Raw genomic sequence first — 20,118 nt, forward strand, 5'->3', positions numbered from 1 at the left:
ATTTATCCACTCATTCATTAATTCATACCAGTGACCCACTTACTCTCCATCGAAGAGCTATCCAGAGACCGCATCTGGAAAATCATAGATAACGCCGTTTCGTTAAAAACCGAACGTAAAAAACACGGCGGCCACAAGGTCAAGCCGCTTACCGGCCAGACCTGGGCGATGATTTTCACCAAGGCATCCACCAGGACCCGTGTTTCCTTTGAAGTCGGCATTCGCGAACTTGGTGGCTCCGTCATGTTCCTTTCCTCCAACGACCTGCAACTGGGTCGGGGTGAGCCCATCAAGGATACGGCACGCGTGTTGGGCCGGATGGTCCACGGTGCGGTGATCCGGACCTTCGCGCAGAAGGATGTGGTGGATTTCGCCAATTTCTCCGGAATCCCGACGATCAATGCGCTAACCGACGATGCCCACCCGTGCCAGATCCTTGCCGACCTCCTCACCATCCGTGAACGCCTCGGAACCTGGGAGAACAAAAAAATCGCCTTTGTCGGTGACGGCTTCAACAACATGTCCAGGTCATGGATGTGGGCAGCCAGGCAGCTGAACTTTGAACTCGCCATTGCCGCGCCCCAGGGGTGTCTGCCGACTCCCCAATACGTCGAGAGACTGAACTCTGCCAACGTTACCCTGACCACCGATCCAATCGAAGCCGTCAAAGACGCCGATGTCATCAACACCGATGTCTGGCTCTCCATGGGTGAAGAAGGCCAGGTCGAAAAAGAAGCCTTGTTCGGCAACTACCAGGTGAATTCCGAACTCCTCAGGCACGCCCACTCATCCCATATCGTGCTCCACTGCCTGCCTGCTTATCGTGGCAAGGAAATCACCGATACCGTGCTCGAGGGTCACGCCGACGTCATTTTCCAACAAGCCGAAAACCGGCTCCACGTCCAGAAAGCCATCCTGGCCAAACTCGCTGCCTACGGCCAGACGTTCCGTGGCATGTTTTCCTAGCCGGGACATCCGGCCCCTGAAACCCGGATTCCAAGATGATGCACGGCCAACTTCTATTGCTCGGTGTTCCGGGAACCACCCTCACTCCCGAGGACGCCGCGCTCTACAAATCCATCCAACCAGGTGGCTTTGTTCTATTTGGGCGCAATGTCGAGTCCCCAGCTCAGCTTAGAAAACTAACCGACGACCTGCGCGGGCTTTGCGATATCACACCGATCATTTCCATCGACCAGGAAGGTGGTCGCGTTTCCCGCACCCGGGAAATAGGAACCGAACCCCCGTCGGCCCAGGAGCTCCGGGAAAAGGGCGACATGGGGCTGATTGCCCAACACGGCAAACTCACCGCGTTTTTACTCCGTTTGTTAGGATTCAACATGAATCTCTGTCCGGTGTTGGATATCTGCTACGATGATGGTGCCGACAATGCGATGCAGGGTCGCTGTTATGGCACGGATGCCCAGGAGGTCATCACCAACGCGGGAATCTTCAATCGCAACCTCCGCTACTGCAAGGTGCTCTCCAGCGGCAAGCATTTCCCCTCGTGTGGACTCGCAGACACCGACCCCCACCACGCCCTTCCCCATGTCGACAAAAGTGTGGCCGATATGCTTGCCAGCGACCTGCTACCCTACACCGCCCTGATGCCGGAGCTCGACTCGCTGATGAGCTGCCACGCGCACTTTTCTGCCGTAGACCCCGATTCCCCCGGGCTACCCGGCTCATTATCCCGGAATCTGCTGACGCACTTGCTGCGCAACCAGCTTGGCTACGAGGGCGTGATCATCACCGATGACCTCGATATGGGTGCCATCGTCAATACCTATGGCCGCGGACCGGATGTCAAACTCGCCATCGCCGCAGGCAACGACATGGCCATGATCTGTCATCAGGTGGACACTGCCGCTGTCGCCCTGGAACACCTCAAGCAACTGCCGAACCAGACGATAGATGACGCACTGCGCAGGATTGAGAAAATGAAGAAAAAACTTTCCGGTCCGTTGAAATTCACCCCGGAACTGTGGCACAGCATTGACGCCGACATCATGAAACTCCGCGTCGATGTGTTAGGCCCGGAGCGGGCGCACCGGAAAACCGATTATTCAGGTGAGAAACGCTCGCCGGTGGAGGGGTATTGACTAGGGCGACGCCCCCCGGGCTGCCTCGCCAATCATCACTCAAGTCGATATCCCCATTCCGATTATCAATCCCACGTTTTGCGGAAAATGTGCTAAAGAAAATGCACGCAGCCCATTGTTACCCTGAAATCGAAACCCTCCAAACTCAGTCGAATCGGTATCCTTCGTTTACCCATGCCGTGGCACAAACCACGGGTGCGGGAAGCCGACGCCGATGCCGTGATCCTGCTACACGGACTCTGGCGGAGCCTCTGGGCGATGGAGCCGATGGCGAAGTATCTCAACGACCACGGCTATCACACAATCAATGTCCCCTACCCGTCCTTCCGGAAACCGATGGAAGAACTCACCGGCATTATTCATGATGCCATGACCCTTCATGGTGGCGACCGGAGGATCCACTTTGTCACCCACTCGTTAGGCGGCGTCCTGGCGCGCAGGCTCTTACGTCTGCTGCCCCCCGGACAGGCGGGTCGGGTGGTCATGCTCGCCCCTCCCCACCAAGGCAGTGAAATCATCGATTGGGTAGCCCAGTTCAAACCCCTCGCGATGAGCCTCGGGCCGGCCGGCATGCAACTGGGCAGCGGCAAGATCGACGCCCCCGCCTTGCCTGAAGCCGTCGACTCAGCGGTGATCATGGGCACACAAAGCGCCATTCCGTTTTTCCGCAAACTTCTCGACCAGGAAAACGATGGCATCGTCTCCGTTGAGCGGGGAAAAATCGACGGCATGAAGGAGTTCCAGGTCCTGGATGCCGACCACACCTTTATCGCATCCGATCCCCGCGTGATGGAAATGACCCTGAAATTTCTTCGGGATGGCAAAACCGTTTGAGCCTGTACCGATAAATTTTTCTCTACCAGAGTATAATTCTGTTCATTCTGTAAATTCTGTCTAAAACACCCCCGCACATGAGTAAGGACAATAAGACAGACTTTATCCGTGAGATTATCGCCAAGGATCTGGCGAGCGGGAAACATGACACTGTCATCACCCGGTTCCCGCCGGAGCCGAATGGTTACCTGCATATTGGACACGCCAAAGCCATCTGCATCAGCTTCGGTATTGCGCAGGAAAATGCCGCCGTGGGCGCGCGCTGCCATCTTCGTTTTGACGACACCAACCCGGAAAAAGAGGAAAGCGAATATGTCGAAAGCATTAAAACCGACGTCCAGTGGCTTGGCTTCGACTGGGGTGATCACCTGTATTTCGCAAGCAACTACTTTGATTTTTTCTACGACTGCGCCAAGCACCTGATCAATGAGGGGCTGGCTTACGTCGATGAACAGTCGCCTGAAGAGATCAAAAGGAACCGAGGCGACGTCGTTACCCCCGGGACCCCCTCCCCGTTCCGTGACCGCCCCACCGGAGAAAGCCTGGATCTTTTTGCCCGCATGAAAGCCGGCGAGTTCAAAGACGGCTCGATGGTGCTACGTGCCAAGATCGACCTCACATCATCGAACATGAACATGCGCGATCCCGTGATTTACCGGATCGTGCACTCGACGCACCACAACACGGGAGACGACTGGTGTGTCTACCCGATGTATGACTTCGCCCACCCGCTGGAGGATGCACTGGAGCGTATCACGCACTCGCTTTGCAGCTTGGAGTTTGAAAACCACCGACCACTTTACGATTGGTTTATTGCACACTGTCCAGTACCGGCCGTGCCGCGCCAGATCGAGTTTTCCCGCCTGAACCTGAGCTACACGGTGATGAGTAAGCGCAAGCTCCTGCAGCTCGTCGAGGAAGGCCGCGTGAGTGGCTGGGATGACCCTCGCCTGCCTACCATCTCAGGTATGCGCCGTCGTGGTTACCCACCAGCTGCCATACGTAACTTCTGCCACCGTTGTGGTGTCACCAAGGTGAACAGCGTGACCGACATGGCCATTCTGGAATCCGAGATACGTGACGAGCTGAACCGCACCGCCGAACGCCGGATGGCCGTGCTTGACCCGCTCAAGGTCGTCATCACCAACTGGCCAAACGCCGACCACGTCGAGCTGGTCCAAGTACCTAACAACCCTGCCGACAAAACCTCCGGCATGCGCGAAGTGACACTCGGAAAGGAACTCTGGATCGAACGTGACGACTTTATGGAGGAGCCTCCTAACCAATTTTTCCGCCTCGGGCCTGGCCGGTCAGCCCGGCTTCGCGGTGGCTACATCATCACCTGCACGGGTTTTGAGAAAGACGATGCCGGCGAAGTGTCAGAGATCCACTGTGAGTTTATCCCAGATACCATTGGCAAGGATGCGCCTGAAGGCATCCAATGCCGCGCGGCGATCCACTGGGTCGATGCCGCGACTGCCGTCGATGCAGAAGTGCGACTCTATGACCGGCTGTTTTCGGAAGAAAACCCTGACGCAGCCGAAGGAGGGTTCCTCAGCTGCCTCAACGAAGACTCACTTACCGTGGTCCCCAATGCCAAGCTTGAGTCATCACTTGCTGAAGTCAAATCCGGGGTGACCTACCAGTTTGAACGCGTCGGCTACTTCTGCACGGATATTATCGATCACGTTGCGGGTGGGAACATCGTCTTCAACCGGACGGTGGCACTGAGGGACTCCTGGAAGTAGCAGCGTGACGGCGCTTTGCAACCCCCTCCTTTGTCATTCCGGAGTGTAGGCTAGGCGGTTGCAAACCGCCGCCAGTCACGCCTCATCCTGTCCGACGTTGATCAGGATCTCGCGGGGCTTGGCTCCTTCACCCGGGCCGATGATACCGCGTTGTTCGAGGATATCCATCATGCGGGCGGCACGGGTGTAGCCGAGCCTCAGCCGGCGCTGGAGAAGTGATGTACTGGCCTTCTTTTCCTGTCGGATCACCTCCAGACATTTCTGGACGATTTCCTCGTCGGCGTCAGAGACTTCCTCCTCTTCATCGGCACCACCACTTTCGATGTGTTCCTGCACGGAGCTTTCGAATTTTTGTTCCACCTGGTTTGAGCAGAACTTCACAAGGTCCTCGACTTCTTGATCGGAAATAAAGGCACCCTGCGCACGTTCCAATTTGGCGGAGCCGGGTGCGAGGTAGAGCATGTCCCCCTTGCCAACGAGCTTGTCGGCCCCCTTGGTATCGAGGATCACGCGGGAGTCGAGACCGCTGGAGACCTGGAAGGCAATACGGCTCGGGATGTTTGCCTTGATGATCCCTGTCACGACATCGGCGCGTGGTGTTTGGGTAGCGACAATCAGATGGATACCGGCGGCGCGGGCTTTCTGGGCGATGCGGGCGATGTTCATCTCCATGTCGGCTGGAGCGGTTTGCATCAGGTCGGCAAGCTCGTCGATGATCACCACGATGTAGGGAATGCGGTCGGGGATGGCTTCCTCTTCATCGTCGTCATCCGAGCCGTCCAAGGCCGGTGGCCCGAGTTCACCATCGGTGAGTGCCTTGGCAATGGACTCGATGTGCTCGGCGTCGTAGCTCTCCTCTTCTTCCTCTTCCTGGTTTTCCGATTCGGGATCGGGCTCTTCTTTTTTAGGCAGTTCCCTGCTGTTGAAACCATCGAAGTTACGCACACCACACTCGGCAAAAATGCGGTAGCGTCGTTCCATTTCGTTGACGACCCAGCGCAATGCCGCGATGACCTTGTTAGGATCGGTCACCACCGGCACGGCTAGGTGGGGCAGTGAATTATACATCTGCATTTCCACCACCTTGGGGTCGACCATGATAAAGCGCAGCTCGTTCGGGCTGAACTTGAACAGGATACTGGAAATGATCGAGTTGATACACACTGACTTACCGGAGCCGGTGGCACCCGCCACCAACAAGTGCGGCATGGCAGCGAGATCGCCGATGACCGTGTTGCCGTAGACATCTTTTCCGAGTGCGAGTGGAATTTTCTTCTTGGCACTCACGAAAGCCGGGTCCTGAAGAAGTTCGTGCAGTGGCACGGCGACTTTTTCATTGTTAGCGATCTCAATACCCACGGTGTCGGAGCCAGGCACGGGGGCCAGGATGTTGATACGTTCTGCTTTGGTGGCACGCGCAAGATCAGCTTCGAGCTGGGTGATCCGGCTGACACGAAGCCCCATACTTGGATAAACCTCGTAGCGGGTAATGGTTGGTCCACGGGTAATGTTTCCGGCCGTTACCTCCACCCCAAATGCCTTGAGGGTATCGATGATGGTTTTTTGGACAGCCACCAGTTCACTTTTATCGGCCTCGACATCGGGCTCCTCGTGCTCAGGGATATTGAGCAGATCAAAGCCGGGGAGTTCATAGTTTTCATACTCATCCGTGCTAAGCCCTGTGTGGTCGAGTTTCTTTTTGCCAAAAGGTTTGGCCCCCAGGTCCGCAGACCGTTTGCGGGCCCGCGAGGCATCAACGATCTGAGGTTCGGGAACTTCCCTGAGTGGAAGTTCCGCCTGAGGGCTGTTGTCCTCTTCCTGTTTGGAATGGGATGCCGTCTTGTTCCGGCCCGCAGCCGGGGAGGCCGATGGAGAAGCAGCAGCTTCTCCGCCTTTGCCAGTGGCAAACCGATTGTCACGCTTCATGCGAAGTTGCTCCAAGGCTGAAGCTTTTTCAGCGGCATCAAGCTTTCGCTGTTTGCGCCCCTGCCACCAGTAGAGGGCATGCCGGAACAATCCACGGGTAAACTCGATCGGGTGCAGTCCCGTCAGCAAAATCAGGCTGACCACATAGACACAGAGGAGAACAAGGATAGCACCAGGTTTGTTTAACAGCGCTTCGAGGAGCTTGGTACCGACACCATAACCTATCCACCCGCCTGGCCCCTTGACATGGAAGTCACTCACCCAGCCCTGAAAGAGCACGGTGGATTCCAGATCGTGAAACATCCAGCCTTGGACGGCCAGAAGAGCTGATGCACTGAAGAGGAACACCGCACATCCCAGCCATGTGCGCCAAGAAGCCCTGGCATCGAATAGTAACTTGGAAACACCCATCCACAGGAGGACCAAAGGTAACAAATGCGCGGCCACCCCCAGTATTTGAAAGCCCAAAAAACCCAGATAGACCCCTACCACGCCGATCCAGTTTTCCACCCCCTGCCTTTCGGCCTGCGTATTCATATCGGCGGGGGAATACGACACGAGTGCAAGAAATAGCAGCAGCCCCAGTGCACAGAGCAGAATCCCCAACACCTCGTTCGGCCAGGGTTTGCGATCCTTTGGGGAATTTCTCAGTTTGTTGCGGGGGGCTGCCATTGGAAAATCGTGCGACAACGTCGCGATGGGGTGAAATGACGGATATGACCTGGATACAATCACCCCGGACAGGCTCCGTCGTTCCGATTGTCAGAGCATCCCCTACCTAAAGGGCTCTGGCAAGAGAAATTCCACGATTTTGACAGTCAGGAAAGGTTAATCAATTTGGGGTTTGGGTTCCGTTGTTTTGAAGGTAGACAAGGGGATGCGATTATTATTGGTCTTCCTCAAAGAGCCTGTTGCCGGTGAAGTCAAAACCCGCCTGGCCGCTGATGTGGGGCATGATGATGCCACCAGATACTACAAGGCACTAGTCGAAGTGCTGCTTAGGCAGCTGCAGGGGCTCCATGATTGCCGGATCAGGTTTTGCTACACGCCTGACGATGCTGACGATGCGGTCCGTTTCTGGCTGCTGCCGGCCATGCGGGCTACTTCGTCCGCCACCGATGGACTCTACCTGGCACCTTCTTCGATGGCGGTAGACACCCTGACACAAGAAGTGGATTTCCGTCCCCAGGGGGCCGGCAACCTGGGTGAACGGCTCCATCGCGCTTTCGGAGAGGGCTTTGCCAATGGTTTCAGCGAAATATCGGTTATTGGATCCGATTGCCCTGAGTGTGGCGCACGCTGGATCAATGCGGCCTTTTCCCGTTTAGCCTCGGCATCAGGACGTGATGTCATCATCGGCCCGAGCAACGACGGCGGATACTACCTGCTGGCCCTCAAGGCTCCTGCCCCCGGACTTTTCAGAAACATCCCGTGGAGCAGTAAGGATGTTTTCGACGCAACATCAGACGCTGCCGTGGCATCCGGTCTCAGCCTTGAAACACTCCCCATGCTGTCTGACGTCGATGACCTCACCGACTGGAACCGCATCCTTGCCGGACCACTGGGGGCGGCATTGAAAAAAGCACTCGGTGAACCGCTCGACGAGACCTTGCCTGCTTGTCCACAGGGCTCAGATGGCCATTTTGAGCATTAATTCTGAATGAAACACCCGCTCTCTTACGTTTACTCCGGAGTCATCTTATGCAGCCCATTTTCATCATCACCATCCTTCTCTGCACCCTTGTCGTCTCCTGTTCTAAAAAGACCGACGTTGCGCAGCACAATTCAGATCCAAAACAAGCGCAGACATTGAGCCCCGAGAAGGCATCCTCTCTGTCATTGCCGGACCAGGTGACGTTCAATGCCCATATCCGCCCGATTTTTTCCGACAAATGTTTCTCCTGCCATGGCTTCGACCAGAAAAAGCGTGAGGCCGACCTCCGCCTTGATACCCCCGAAGGTGCCTACGCCAAGCTGAAGGAGTCTGATGGCAGGGCCATCGTGCCGGGCAAACCTGATCAGAGCGATGTCTGGAAACGTATTGTCACGAATGACCCCGAGACCCTTATGCCCCCTGAGGATTTTCATAAACCGATCACCCAGCACGAGCGCGGACTGATCAGACGCTGGATCGAACAAGGTGCCGAGTATGAAAAACATTGGGCATACCGTCCCATCAAAAACCCACCCGTCCCGGGGGATCTGAAACATCAGGACAAGGTCGCCAATGCCATCGATGCCTTTGTGATCAACCGTTTGGAAAAAGAGAATCTTTCCCCGTCGGACACCGCGGATAAACGCACCTTGTTGCGCCGTCTTGCACTTGACCTGACGGGCTTGCCCCCTACTCCTGAAGAACTCGCTGTATTCCTCGCCGACACCTCTCCCGATGCCTACGAAAAGCAGGTCGACCGCCTGTTAGCGTCACCCCACTACGGTGAGCGGATGGCGGTGACCTGGCTGGACGTGGCACGCTACGCCGACACCGTCGGTTTCCACGGCGATCAAAACCAGCACATATTCCCCTACCGCGATTACGTCATCGACGCGTTTAATCAAAACATGCCCTTCGATCAGTTCACCATCGAACAACTTGCTGGGGATCTGCTGGACAATCCCACTCCGGAGCAACGGATCGCGACCGGATTTATCCGCCTCTCTCAAATGACCCGTGAAGGTGGGGCGCAGCCTCTGGAATACCTCGCCAAGTATGCCAGTGACCGGGTCCGGGCGGTTGGCGCCGCATGGCTTGGCCAGACCACCGGATGCGCCGAGTGCCATGATCATAAATTCGACCCCATCACCGCCAAAGACTTCTATTCCCTGAGTGCCTTCTTCAAGGACGTCAAGCAGTGGGGGGTATACAGTCATTACCAATACACCCCCAACCGGGATTTGGTCGGGTTTAATAACGACTCCCCCTTCCCTCCCGAAATATTGGTCCAAAGCCCGTCACTCCTCCGGAGACTCCAGGCCCTCAGGGCGGAGGCGCATCGTACCAATGCTGCTCTCGCAAAAACAACACCCCAATGGGAGCAGGCGACGATTGATTACCTCACCCATCACCCGACAGGTTGGGCAACGGCGACACCCCTGGAAGCCAGCAGTAGCAAAAACACCAACTGCCAGATCAAAGCCGATGGCACGGTCATCTTCTCCGGCGCACCTCAAAAAGGCGATGTCATCACGCTGAAACTCAAACCCGATGCCGCACTATTCACAGCTATCCGGTTAGAGATCCTTCCAGACGCCAGCCATGGCGGAATGATCGGTCGATCCAAGGATGGCAACTTCGCCATGACCCGGCCTGAGTTTTATCTGATGGTCACGACACCGGACAAACCCGAACCAGTCAGTGTGCCCATTCCGGTAACATGGGCCCAGGCTGATCATTTCCAGGCCGAGCAATACCGCAGCGGCTACACTCCGGTCGGGTTCCCCAAAACCTGGCGACCAGGAAACCAGCGATGGAGTCTGCCCAATGATTTCCAAAAAAGAACACACACCGCCATTTTCATTCTCGAACTGCCAGTCGGCACCGCTCCAGATAATCACATCAAGGTAACGTTGAATAGCGCAGACGTGGGAGCCGTGCGTATTTCCACCACCCGCTTCGGCGAACCCGTGGCAGGACAGCCAGCCGTCACACCCGACCTCCTGCAAGCGCTCAAAACCCCAGCAGCCAAACGCAGCACCGCGCAGCACACGCTGATCAATGGCACCTGGGCCCTGGCGAATCTATCAGACAAAAACCTCGACCCCAGCTGGCCTGTCATCCAGAAATCAATTCGCGAATGCCGCAGCGGTATCGCCAAATCATTGATTGCCCTGACAATACCGGAAAAAGAAACACCCGTGACCCGCATCTTACCACGGGGCGATTGGCAGAATAACACAGGTGAAATCGTCGAGCCCGCCGTGCTTCATTTCCTCCCCCAGCCGGATGCCACCGGCAAACGAAAACTCACCCGACTGGATCTGGCAAAGTGGCTGGTGTCTGAAAAAAACCCGCTGACAGCACGCCATGTGATGAACCGCTATTGGAAACAATTCTTTGGCAACGGTATCTCCAACGTTCTCGACGACCTCGGCTCACAAGGTGAATGGCCGAGCCATCCTGAATTGCTCGACTGGCTGGCACATGAGTTCCGCACCAGTAACTGGGACACCAAACACATGATTAAGCTGATGGTGATGTCGAACACCTACCGCCAGCAATCGGGCAACCGCAAAGACCTCAAGGATATCGATCCCTACAATCGCCTGCTCGCAGGACAATCCCCGCGCCGCCTTGACGCCGAGTTTATCCGCGACAACGCCCTGTCCATTTCCGGTCTTATCCGGGCTGACTACGCAGGGGGGCCGAGTGTTTTCCCCTATCAACCAGCGGGCTACTACGCCCCCCTTCAGTTCCCTAACAGAAAATATGAAGTCAGTCAAAATGGAGACCAATACCGTCGGGGCATCTACATGCATTGGCAGCGGACCTTCCTCCATCCGATGCTCGCCAATTTCGATGCTCCATCCCGTGAAGAATGCACTGCCGACCGCTTACAGTCGAACAGCCCCCTACAAGCACTCACCCTGCTAAACGACCCGGCGGCAGTGGAAATGGCTAAGGCGTTCGCCATCCATACCGTCACCCGGAATGCAAGCCATGAGGCGCGCATCCAATCAGCGTGGCTAAGATGCCTGTCACGGCCACCGAGAACCGACGAGACAACGTCGATCCAAAGCTTTTACCAGCAACAACTTGAGCACTACCAAGGCTCACCGGAGGACACCCGGGCACTCCTGGCCCAGGCGGCCCCACCCAAGGACTGCTCCGCCGCTGAACTTGCGGCCTGGACCCAGGTCTGCCGGGTTCTCCTCAACCTGCACGAAACCATCACCCGTTACTAACATGTCTGATCCTTTGTTATCGCTGAACCGCCGATCATTTCTCAACAAGTCCTTTGCCGGCCTCGGCGGGATTGCTCTTTCCCAGATCATGGGCAGCCAATTCGCCCGCGCCGAACAATGGGGGGGCATCCTCTCCGGCGGCACCCACATTGCACCACGCGCCAAACGTGTCATCCACCTGTGTATGGCGGGCGGCCCTTCGCATGTGGATTCATTCGATCCAAAACCGGAACTCAACAAGCTTCACGGCAAGCCGTTCCCCACCTCATTCACCCAGGGACAACAACTCGCCCAGCTCCAGAACACGGTTCTGAAAGCGCGGGGTTCGTTTGTTCAATTTAAAAAATACGGCCAGGGCGGCACCGAGATATCGGATCTGTTTCCTCACATCGGCTCGGTTGCCGATGACATCTGCGTGATCCGGTCGATGCATACCGAACAAATCAACCACGACCCTGCCCAGGCGTTTTTCAACAGTGGCTCGATCGTAAAAGGACGCCCCTGCATGGGTTCATGGTTGCTTTACGGCCTCGGCTCCGAAACAAACGAACTCCCCGGATACGTCGTGCTGCTATCCCAAAGTGCAGGTGCCCAGCCCGTTTCCTCACGCCAATGGAGCGCCGGTTTCCTTCCCAGTAAGTTCCAGGGTGTGCAGTTCCAATCCAAGGGGAATGCCGTCCACTACGTCGGTAATCCCGATGGAGTCTGTCAATCCGCCCAACGGCAAATGATCGATGAGGTCAACCGGCTCAACGGCAGCCTGGCAGAACAGACTTATGATCCGGAAATCGCTACGCGTATCTCCCAATACGAAATGGCGTTCCGGATGCAGAGTTCTGTCCCCGAACTCACCGCCATCGACAACGAGCCCAAACACATTCTCGATATGTATGGTGTCAACAATGCAGGTGACGGCTCATTTGCATCTAACTGCTTACTCGCCAGGCGCATGCTCGAACGCGGTGTGCGCTTTGTACAGCTCTACCACCGCGGTTGGGACCACCACAGCAACATTGAGAAAGACATGCCCACAGCCGCCAGACTCACCGATCAAGCGTCCGCCGCCCTCCTCAAGGACTTGAAACAACGGGGTATGCTCGATGACACCTTGATTATTTGGGGCGGTGAATTCGGACGGACCCCGATGGGTCAAGGCTCTGGCAGGGACCATCACATCAATGCCTTTTCACTGTGGTTGGCAGGCGCGGGTATCCAGGGTGGCATCGTCCACGGCGCCACTGACGAGCTTGGATACAACGCTGTCGAAAAACGCACCTCGGTGCACGACTTGCACGCCACCATGCTCCATCTCTTTGGTATCGACTACAACCGGTTCTCCTACAAATTTCAAGGCCTCGATGCCCGACTAACAGGTGTGGAACACCCCTCGGTGATCAAGGATATCCTTAGCTAAGGCAACGGATTCCAGCCGCCTGTGAATAAGCGTTCACCCTACCCGCCACCTCGACCAGCAGGGAGCCGTCAGCGCCTATCCCTTTCACAAGCCCGACACGTCTATCCCCTCCTGCGGAAAACTCGATGGTTTTAGCGGTGAGGTAACAGACATCCCTGAGCCGGGCCAGCTGACGGTCAAAAGCGTCCGCACAGGACTCGATTTCCGTTAGAATGCCATCCAGAACCAGGGCAAACACCAGCTCACGTGATAACGGCTCCGCCACGACATCCCCCACGGCAATGGTGGCTATGTCAGATGCCGTTGCACCAGGCGATGCGATGACGTTAAGCCCAACCCCCACCACGACGTAATCCTCCCGTGCCTCGGCGAGAATACCCGCACATTTCCTGTCGCGAAGGTAAATATCATTCGGCCACTTGACCTTGCAATGAATCCCCCACTTGTCATTGATTGCCGTGACCACCCCTAAGCCCGTCGCCAGGGCGATCCGACACCAGCTGTTTTGAGAAAACCCTGGCCGCAGGATGATTGAAAACAACAGCCCGTCGCCAGGTCCGGAAACCCAGCTTGAGCCGCGCCTTCCGCGACCTGCCAGTTGGTGGTCGGCCAGCACCACGGTGCCATGTTCAGCCCCTTCCTCAGCGATGCGGCGAGCCTCGTCATTGGTGGAGCCGAGTTCGCCGTGGTATTGCAATTTCTGATACCATTCAGGCGATATGGCGGCGAACTGACGAAGATCAAACATCACACGGCCACAATGTTTACCTGCGGTTAAACCTCGACACCTCCCGCTGCGCTTCACGCATCTCAGTGCGTTTTTTTAAATCCTGGCGTTGATCAGAATGGCTCTTTCCCTTGCCAACCCCGATCTCGACCTTGACCCGGCCGCCTTTCCAATACATCCGCAGACAGGGAAGCGTACAGCCCTTCTGAGCTGTTATCTCATCTAGCTTGAGGATTTCCTTTTTGTGCAGCAACAGTCGGCGTGGCCGCGTCACCCCATGCTGAAACCACTCGCCGGCTGTCTGCCATGGCTGAATATGACATCCGTATAAAAAGGCCTGGCCATTCTCTATCCGCGCGTATGCATCGGAAATGTTGGACTTGCCGTCGCGGATCGACTTTACCTCCGTACCCTTCAGTTCAATACCACATTCATAGGTATCTGAAATATGATAGTCGCGGTGCGCTTTCCTATTGGTGGCAATGTCCGCACTCATACTTGCTCGACTTAAAAAACGAAAGGCCTCTCCCCCAACGTTTCAAATTTTCAAAAAGGATAATCAGTCCTTTTTAGGCTTGGCGATGACCACTTTGCCTTCGATGATTTCTGTTAGTGCGATATCAGCCGCCCCCATACTCGGCACGGTATCGATCAGCGGTGAACGCCCCTGGTTCAATTGAGCTACGCGCTGGGAAACAACGTTTACGAGGACCTGGGGGTCCTGGATGATCTCGGCGGCCTTGGCAACTAGCTTACTTTTCATGGATTTTGCGTGGTACCCAGAACTTGGCTTGGACTGATCAAACGGTATGATGTTCGAGTCGTCCATGGTCGTTTCCGGGAGGTGTGGGAAGGTGTGGTTGGGGTAAGGTTTCGTTCTGCCGTCGGTTTGCAAACAACAAGCAGCACTGCGGGGCAGAGTGAAAAGCATGTATCCCCTGAAAAATCAAGCTTAATATGCTTTATTTTGATTATTTATTGGCCATTCTGGCATAGGGACAGCTCCAGGATACCCGGCGGCAAAGTCTGCGATTTCCTGGGAAATGCCACCATTTTTCGCAAGACAATCACCCACAGACGGATCATGATTCCTCCGCCAGGAGATTCCTCCGGTCGTTTGCCCTTTCCTCCACCCCCCTCATTCCTTCCCAATGACACCCGTCTCCCCCCCCTCGTTGCAAGCATCCATCCACCTTGGAGCCAGCTCGATCTCACTGCTTGTCGTAGAAAACCATCCCAACTCAGCGGACTCCCCCGGGGATTTCCTCGAGCAGTCGGTTCCTCTGGCCCACGATATTTTCCAGCGCGGCAACATCAGACGCTCCACCATTGAGCGCTGTGTTAGAATTCTCAATGGCTACCGAGAGACTCTGCGCGAGCTGGGCGCCACCGAAGACACCCCGGTCCGCGCCGTCGCTACCAATGTCCTCGCCGAGGCCGAAAACCAGGACGCGTTTCTTAACCGGATCGAAATCGGCTGCGGCTTCCGTATCGAACCCCTCGATGAGGGCGAGATGACACGCCTTATTTACCTCAAGACCAGACGTCGCCTGCGCGATACACCGTCGATGAAAACGCGTACCACCCTCGTCCTCCACGTAGGGCCAGGCAACACCCGGGCCCTGCTGTTTAAAAATGGCCGGATATCCGACTACAGCAACTACCGCCTGGGTGTCTATCGCTCCGCCGAGGCAATTGCCATCAACGAGGACGGGCAGGAAAGCGGCGCGAGTATCACCAAACTCATCCGTGAGCATATCAGGAGCCAGATCAGCCAGATTCACCACGACTACAAGGAAGCCGGTGTTGAGGAGCTCGTGATGATTGGCTACGAGATCCAGCATCTTGCCCATGAGCTCGCCAAACCCGGAAAAACCAAAAGCACCTATCGCGCGCTTGCCGACACGTCCGCCTTGATCGCATCCATGTCCGAGGAGATGCGTGTGAAAAAATTCCAGCTCGACTACAACACCGCGCAAGCCGTTGTCCCGGCATTGGAAATCAATCTCGCCATAGCGGAGACGCTCCAGGTCGAGACTTTGCGCATCCCGGGAAGTGACTATGAACGGGGACTGCTTATCGATATCCCCACCTCATTCTCGCTCACCGAAGGTTTCCAACAGGAGGTGTTACGATCTGCCGAAAGCCTGGCCCGGAAATACCGTGTCCACCGGAATCACTCGGCTCAGGTCACCCAGATTTGCCAACAGCTCTTTGATGCCACCACGGATCTTCACCAGTTGGATGAACACGATGCGCTGCTGTTAAAATGCTCTGCCATTCTCCACGAGTGCGGCAATTTCATCAATGCCCGTTCTCACCAGAAACACTCATACTATATTATCACCAACAGCGAGATTTTTGGCCTCGGCCAGAAAGACCTGGATATCGTGGCTCTCGTTACCCGCTACCACAGACGCTCCGGCCCCAAACCCAATCACTCAGGCTACCGCAATCTATCATCCGACGACCGGATGCGCGTCTCCAAGCTCGCGGCCATCCTGCGTATCGCCGATGCGCTCGACCGCAGCCATACATCCCGCATCGGCGAGATCAGCGTCGAAATCAGCAAACAAAAGCTCAATCTCACCCTGCACGGCATTGCAGACGCATCCGTCGAACGGATGGCGATGCGCTCCAAATCCAATATGTTCCAAGATATCTACGGCCTCAGCGTCGCCCTCCACGAAGGTAACTGATTTTCCATTTATTTATTCATTCGTCCATTCCTCCAATCATCCATCTAACAATGTCCTTCATCAATCGCGAATTATCCTGGTTAGAGTTCAATCAACGAGTGCTCGACGAAGCTCTCCGCAAGGAACTCCCGCTCTTGGAACGCCTCAAGTTCCTTGCTATCACAGCATCCAACATGGACGAGTTTTTCCAAGTGCGCGTCGGCGGCCTTCACTTGATGTGCACTTCCGGCTCGAAAAAGCGTGATATCACCGGACTCATGCCCTCCCAGCAGCTCATGGCGATCCGCACACGTGCCAAAGTCATGATCAAGGATCAGTACACACTGCTCAACAGTGAGCTTCTACCGGCAATGGCCAGCCACGGGATGCTGCTCACCAACGGCAAGGTCATCACGCCGGTGCAACACGAAATTCTATCAGGCCGCTTTGAGGATTCCATTTTCCCATTGCTGACCCCCCTGGCATACGACCCCGCTGCCACACGTCCATCACTTCCCGCCATGCGCATCATCCTCTCCTGCGAGCTGGAAAATGAGGAGGATAAATCCAAACGCATCGTCTTTATCCCCGTGCCCGAAGGGATTTCACGCTTTGTGCATATTCCCGGCTCCGAATCATCGTCAAAATCTTCAAGCGAGCACCTGATCCCGGTCGAGGAAATCATCGCCATCTTCGCCGGCGAGCTCTTTCCCGACGAACGGCTCACCGCGACCATGCCGTTCCGTATCACCCGCAATGGTGACATCGCCGTGCAGGAGGAAGATGCGATCGACCTCGCTGGTGAAATGGAGGAAGTCCTCGCAGCACGCAAAACGAGCAACACCGTCAGGCTGGAGCACCCGACCAAAGCACCGGCTCGACTGAAACGCATCGTCCGCGAAGCCGTTGGGGCGGGTCCCCAGGAAACCTATGCCGCTGATGGCCCGCTGGCCCTCTCCGATTTCATGGGGCTCGCCTTCGCCTCCGGCTATGACCACCTCCGCGATGAACCGTGGGAACCCCAGCCATCGCCAGACTTCGAGCCAGGCGAGTCCATTTTCGATACCCTCGCCGAGCGTGATGTTTTACTCAATCACCCCTACGAGAGTTTCGAGCCGGTGCTGCGTTTTGTGGAGGAAGCCGCCAGCGATCCCTACACCATCGCCATCAAACAGGTCCTCTACCGCACGGCATCCGACTCCCGCATTATCGATGCCCTGATCAAAGCCGCGCATAATGGCAAACAAGTCACAGTTCTTATCGAACTCAAAGCCCGTTTCGATGAAGCCCGCAACCTGATGCGCGCCGATGAGCTGCAACGGGCCGGCGTCCAGATCGTCTACGGCGTCAAAGGCCTCAAGACCCATGCCAAGATCTGCCTGGTTATCCGCAACGAGGACGGCCAACTCAAACGCTACGTCCACCTCGGCACAGGCAACTATAACGAATCCACGGCCCGTCTCTACACAGACATCTCTTACCTCACAGCACGACCCGCCTATGGTGCGGACGCCTCGCTGTTTTTCAATGCGGTTACCGGTCGCTCCAAGCTCACCCGCTTCCGCAAATTAGTCCCTGCGCCAACGCACATGAAGCCAAGGTTGTTAGAACTGATCTCCGCTGAGGCCAAACGTGCAAAAAACGGCGAGCCCGCCTCCATCACAGCCAAAGTAAACTCATTGCAAGACGAGGATATCATCAGAGCCCTCTACCAAGCCTCCAAGGACGGAGTGAAAATCAGGCTCAATGTCCGTGGCATCTGCTGCCTGAAAACCGGCAAGCGCAAGGAGGCCCAAAACATCCGTGTGGTGTCGGTCATCGACCGCTTCCTTGAACACGCCCGCATCTTTTCCTTCCACCACGGCGGTGACCCGCTGCTTTTCATTGCGTCGGCCGACTGGATGACGCGCAATCTCGACAAGCGGGTCGAGCTGATGATCCCCATCGAGGAGAAGGCCTGCAGCAAACGCCTCCAGGAGATTCTCGAAGCGGCGTTCAAAGACAACAAAAACGGCTTTGAAATCCTCGACGACGGCACCTCACGCCGCATTGTCCGGGAAAAAGGCCAGAAACGTTTCCGTATGCAGGAACAACTCCAGCAGCAGGCGCGCAAGGCGGCCAAAGCCCGCGCCCACGAGCGCACCACGACCTTTGAGCCGCATACACCTACGGAATAATGGATCTTCCTGAAAAAAGTGATTGCAACATCCGCTGTTTTCAGCCAAACAACGCGCGTCTCCCAAGACAGGTGGCCCATTTCGTCCACCATGTGCAGGAATAGCTCAGTTGGTAGAGCATCTCGTTTACACCGAGGCGGTCGGGGGTTCAAGTCCCTCTTCCTGCACCATTTTTAATTAGGCTCAGATTATCTCCCTGTTGCACTGGGCGATGGGCTAGCAGGGACTCAAAGCGGGAGTGCGAAATCATCTCACTCATCCTAACTCAGATGGTGAGCTCCTCCCCTTCCGATTTTGCAACACACACCGCAGCGCAGGAGTCGCCAAAGACATTCACTGCGGTCCGACTCATATCCAATAGACGGTCGACTGATAAAAGCGCCACCACGGCCATCTCTGCGTTGGGAATATTGGAGCTCTTGAGAATCAACAGAATGGCGACCAGGCTGGCCGACGGGATACCGGCCACTCCGACACTGGTGAGCAGAGCGGTAATCACGACGATAAACTGCGCCCCCAAACCCAGCTCGATCCCCATGACCTGGGCGACAAAGATGACCGCCACACACTCGTAAAGAGCCGTGCCATCCATATTGACTGTAGCACCCAGTGGCAGTGTGAAACTTGATACCTTTTTAGAAACCCCCGAATTTTTCTGCACGCAGTACATCGTTTCAGGTAGGGTGGCCGATGATGATGCCGTGGAAAAAGCCGTCAGCATCGCCATCTGCATGGCACGGAAATGGGCCCATGGATTGACTCCCGCGATGTAGCGCAATACCAGCGGCATGATGATGAAGAGATGCATTGAAAGGGCTAACAGAACCGTGAAAAAATACTTTCCAAGGCTTATAAACAGCTCCGGGCCACTCTGAAACACGGTCGGTAAAAGCAATCCAAATACCCCAAGTGGAGCAAACAGCATAATCCACTGGGTCACCTTGATCATGACGTCATTGAGAGCCTTGATACCGCCGAGCAGTGGCCTCATGTTGTCGACCGGCAGTTGTGCCATCGCAATCGCAAAAAGGATGGCAAAGAAGATCAACCCTAACAACTGCCCATTGTCCGTGGCCGATTTTAAAATATTCGGGGGGATCATTTTCTTGAACAAGTCAGCGAAGTCACCGGGTTTTTTCTGGCTGGCCATGGCGACCTTCTCCTTCTCTTCCTGGGTGGCCCCCTCCGCCTTCTGTTGGAGTGCCGCGCGGATTTCAGGGTTGGCTTTTCCGTTTTCCAATCCTGGCTGGATCGTATTGACGAGCAGCAGGCCAACAAGCACCGCAGCGAGACTGGTCCCAAGGTAGAATCCAAGTGTTTTCATCCCGAGCCTACCAAACCCCTTCACCCCTCCCAGGCCGGCTATACCTGCAATAATCGAGCTGGCAACGAGGGGCACGATGACCATTTTCAACGCCTGGATAAACAGCTTGCCGACAAAGTCGCTGACAGCAATGGCATTGTGTATAAAGTAAAATGCCTGGGAATCCCCGGAGACCGAGCGGCAAATATTCCGGAAGACAATGGCTGTGCCAGTGGCCAGGACGAGAGCCAGGAGGATCTGCCAGTGTGGAGCGATTTTCTTCATGGCGGACATCGTAGGGACATCA

At 55.9% G+C, this 20,118-nt stretch carries 14 protein-coding genes and 1 tRNA gene; 10 read left to right on the top strand and 5 right to left on the bottom strand.

Going from position 1 to position 20,118, the window contains the following annotated elements:
- Window positions 1-30: 30 nt before the first annotated feature.
- The 4 genes from argF (at window position 31) to H7A51_05145 (ending at window position 4,684) form a co-directional block, all read left to right on the top strand.
- On the top strand, window positions 31-966 hold the full coding sequence (argF, locus tag H7A51_05130) for an ornithine carbamoyltransferase (protein MCP5535604.1): 936 nt from the start codon (window positions 31-33) through the stop codon (window positions 964-966).
- A 35-nt stretch (window positions 967-1,001) separates the two neighbouring features.
- Window positions 1,002-2,102, top strand: coding sequence for a glycoside hydrolase family 3 protein (locus tag H7A51_05135; protein MCP5535605.1), 1,101 nt, complete (start codon window positions 1,002-1,004; stop codon window positions 2,100-2,102).
- Window positions 2,103-2,276: 174 nt separating this feature from the next.
- Window positions 2,277-2,936, top strand: coding sequence for an alpha/beta hydrolase (locus H7A51_05140; protein MCP5535606.1), 660 nt, complete (start codon window positions 2,277-2,279; stop codon window positions 2,934-2,936).
- Between the two features lie 77 nt (window positions 2,937-3,013).
- Window positions 3,014-4,684, top strand: coding sequence for a glutamine--tRNA ligase/YqeY domain fusion protein (locus H7A51_05145; GenBank protein ID MCP5535607.1), 1,671 nt, complete (start codon window positions 3,014-3,016; stop codon window positions 4,682-4,684).
- 75 nt (window positions 4,685-4,759) lie between these two features.
- Here H7A51_05145 and H7A51_05150 read toward each other — a convergent pair whose 3' ends face one another.
- Window positions 4,760-7,282, bottom strand: a complete 2,523-nt coding sequence (locus H7A51_05150) for a DNA translocase FtsK (GenBank protein ID MCP5535608.1) — start codon at window positions 7,280-7,282, stop codon at window positions 4,760-4,762.
- A 205-nt stretch (window positions 7,283-7,487) separates the two neighbouring features.
- Between H7A51_05150 and H7A51_05155 the strand changes: the two genes are divergently transcribed.
- Genes H7A51_05155 through H7A51_05165 form a run of 3 tightly spaced genes read left to right on the top strand, consistent with a single transcriptional unit; the run spans window position 7,488 to window position 12,926 of the window.
- A complete protein-coding gene (locus H7A51_05155; GenBank protein ID MCP5535609.1) occupies window positions 7,488-8,264 on the top strand; it encodes a glycosyltransferase in 777 nt (258 codons plus the stop codon).
- A gap of 47 nt (window positions 8,265-8,311) precedes the next feature.
- Window positions 8,312-11,512, top strand: a complete 3,201-nt coding sequence (locus H7A51_05160; protein MCP5535610.1) for a PSD1 domain-containing protein — start codon at window positions 8,312-8,314, stop codon at window positions 11,510-11,512.
- 1 nt (window position 11,513) lies between these two features.
- Window positions 11,514-12,926, top strand: a complete 1,413-nt coding sequence (locus H7A51_05165; GenBank protein MCP5535611.1) for a DUF1501 domain-containing protein — start codon at window positions 11,514-11,516, stop codon at window positions 12,924-12,926.
- Here H7A51_05165 and H7A51_05170 read toward each other — a convergent pair.
- The 3 genes from H7A51_05170 to H7A51_05180 all read right to left on the bottom strand — a co-directional run bounded on the left by H7A51_05170 (window position 12,919) and on the right by H7A51_05180 (window position 14,416).
- Entirely contained in the window at window positions 12,919-13,674 is a 756-nt protein-coding gene (locus H7A51_05170) for a biotin--[acetyl-CoA-carboxylase] ligase (GenBank protein ID MCP5535612.1), read from the bottom strand. The genes H7A51_05165 and H7A51_05170 overlap by 8 nt on opposite strands.
- A 16-nt stretch (window positions 13,675-13,690) precedes the next feature.
- Window positions 13,691-14,149, bottom strand: coding sequence for an SsrA-binding protein SmpB (gene smpB, locus H7A51_05175; protein MCP5535613.1), 459 nt, complete (start codon window positions 14,147-14,149; stop codon window positions 13,691-13,693).
- Between the two features lie 63 nt (window positions 14,150-14,212).
- A complete protein-coding gene (locus H7A51_05180) occupies window positions 14,213-14,416 on the bottom strand; it encodes a DNA-directed RNA polymerase subunit omega (GenBank protein MCP5535614.1) in 204 nt (67 codons plus the stop codon).
- 388 nt (window positions 14,417-14,804) lie between these two features.
- On the opposite strand from H7A51_05180, the gene H7A51_05185 reads away from it, so the two are divergent.
- From H7A51_05185 to H7A51_05195, 3 genes are all read left to right on the top strand, one after another.
- Entirely contained in the window at window positions 14,805-16,352 is a 1,548-nt protein-coding gene (locus tag H7A51_05185) for an HD domain-containing protein (GenBank protein MCP5535615.1), read from the top strand.
- Between the two features lie 50 nt (window positions 16,353-16,402).
- Entirely contained in the window at window positions 16,403-18,508 is a 2,106-nt protein-coding gene (gene ppk1, locus H7A51_05190) for a polyphosphate kinase 1 (GenBank protein MCP5535616.1), read from the top strand.
- A gap of 94 nt (window positions 18,509-18,602) precedes the next feature.
- Window positions 18,603-18,678 (top strand) — tRNA-Val (locus H7A51_05195).
- Between the two features lie 95 nt (window positions 18,679-18,773).
- Here H7A51_05195 and H7A51_05200 read toward each other — a convergent pair.
- Window positions 18,774-20,096 (bottom strand): dicarboxylate/amino acid:cation symporter, encoded by a 1,323-nt coding sequence (locus H7A51_05200; GenBank protein MCP5535617.1) that lies wholly within the window; start codon window positions 20,094-20,096, stop codon window positions 18,774-18,776.
- Window positions 20,097-20,118 lie beyond the last annotated feature (22 nt).

The organism is Akkermansiaceae bacterium, assembly GCA_024233115.1.
Taxonomy (GTDB): domain Bacteria; phylum Verrucomicrobiota; class Verrucomicrobiia; order Verrucomicrobiales; family Akkermansiaceae; genus Oceaniferula.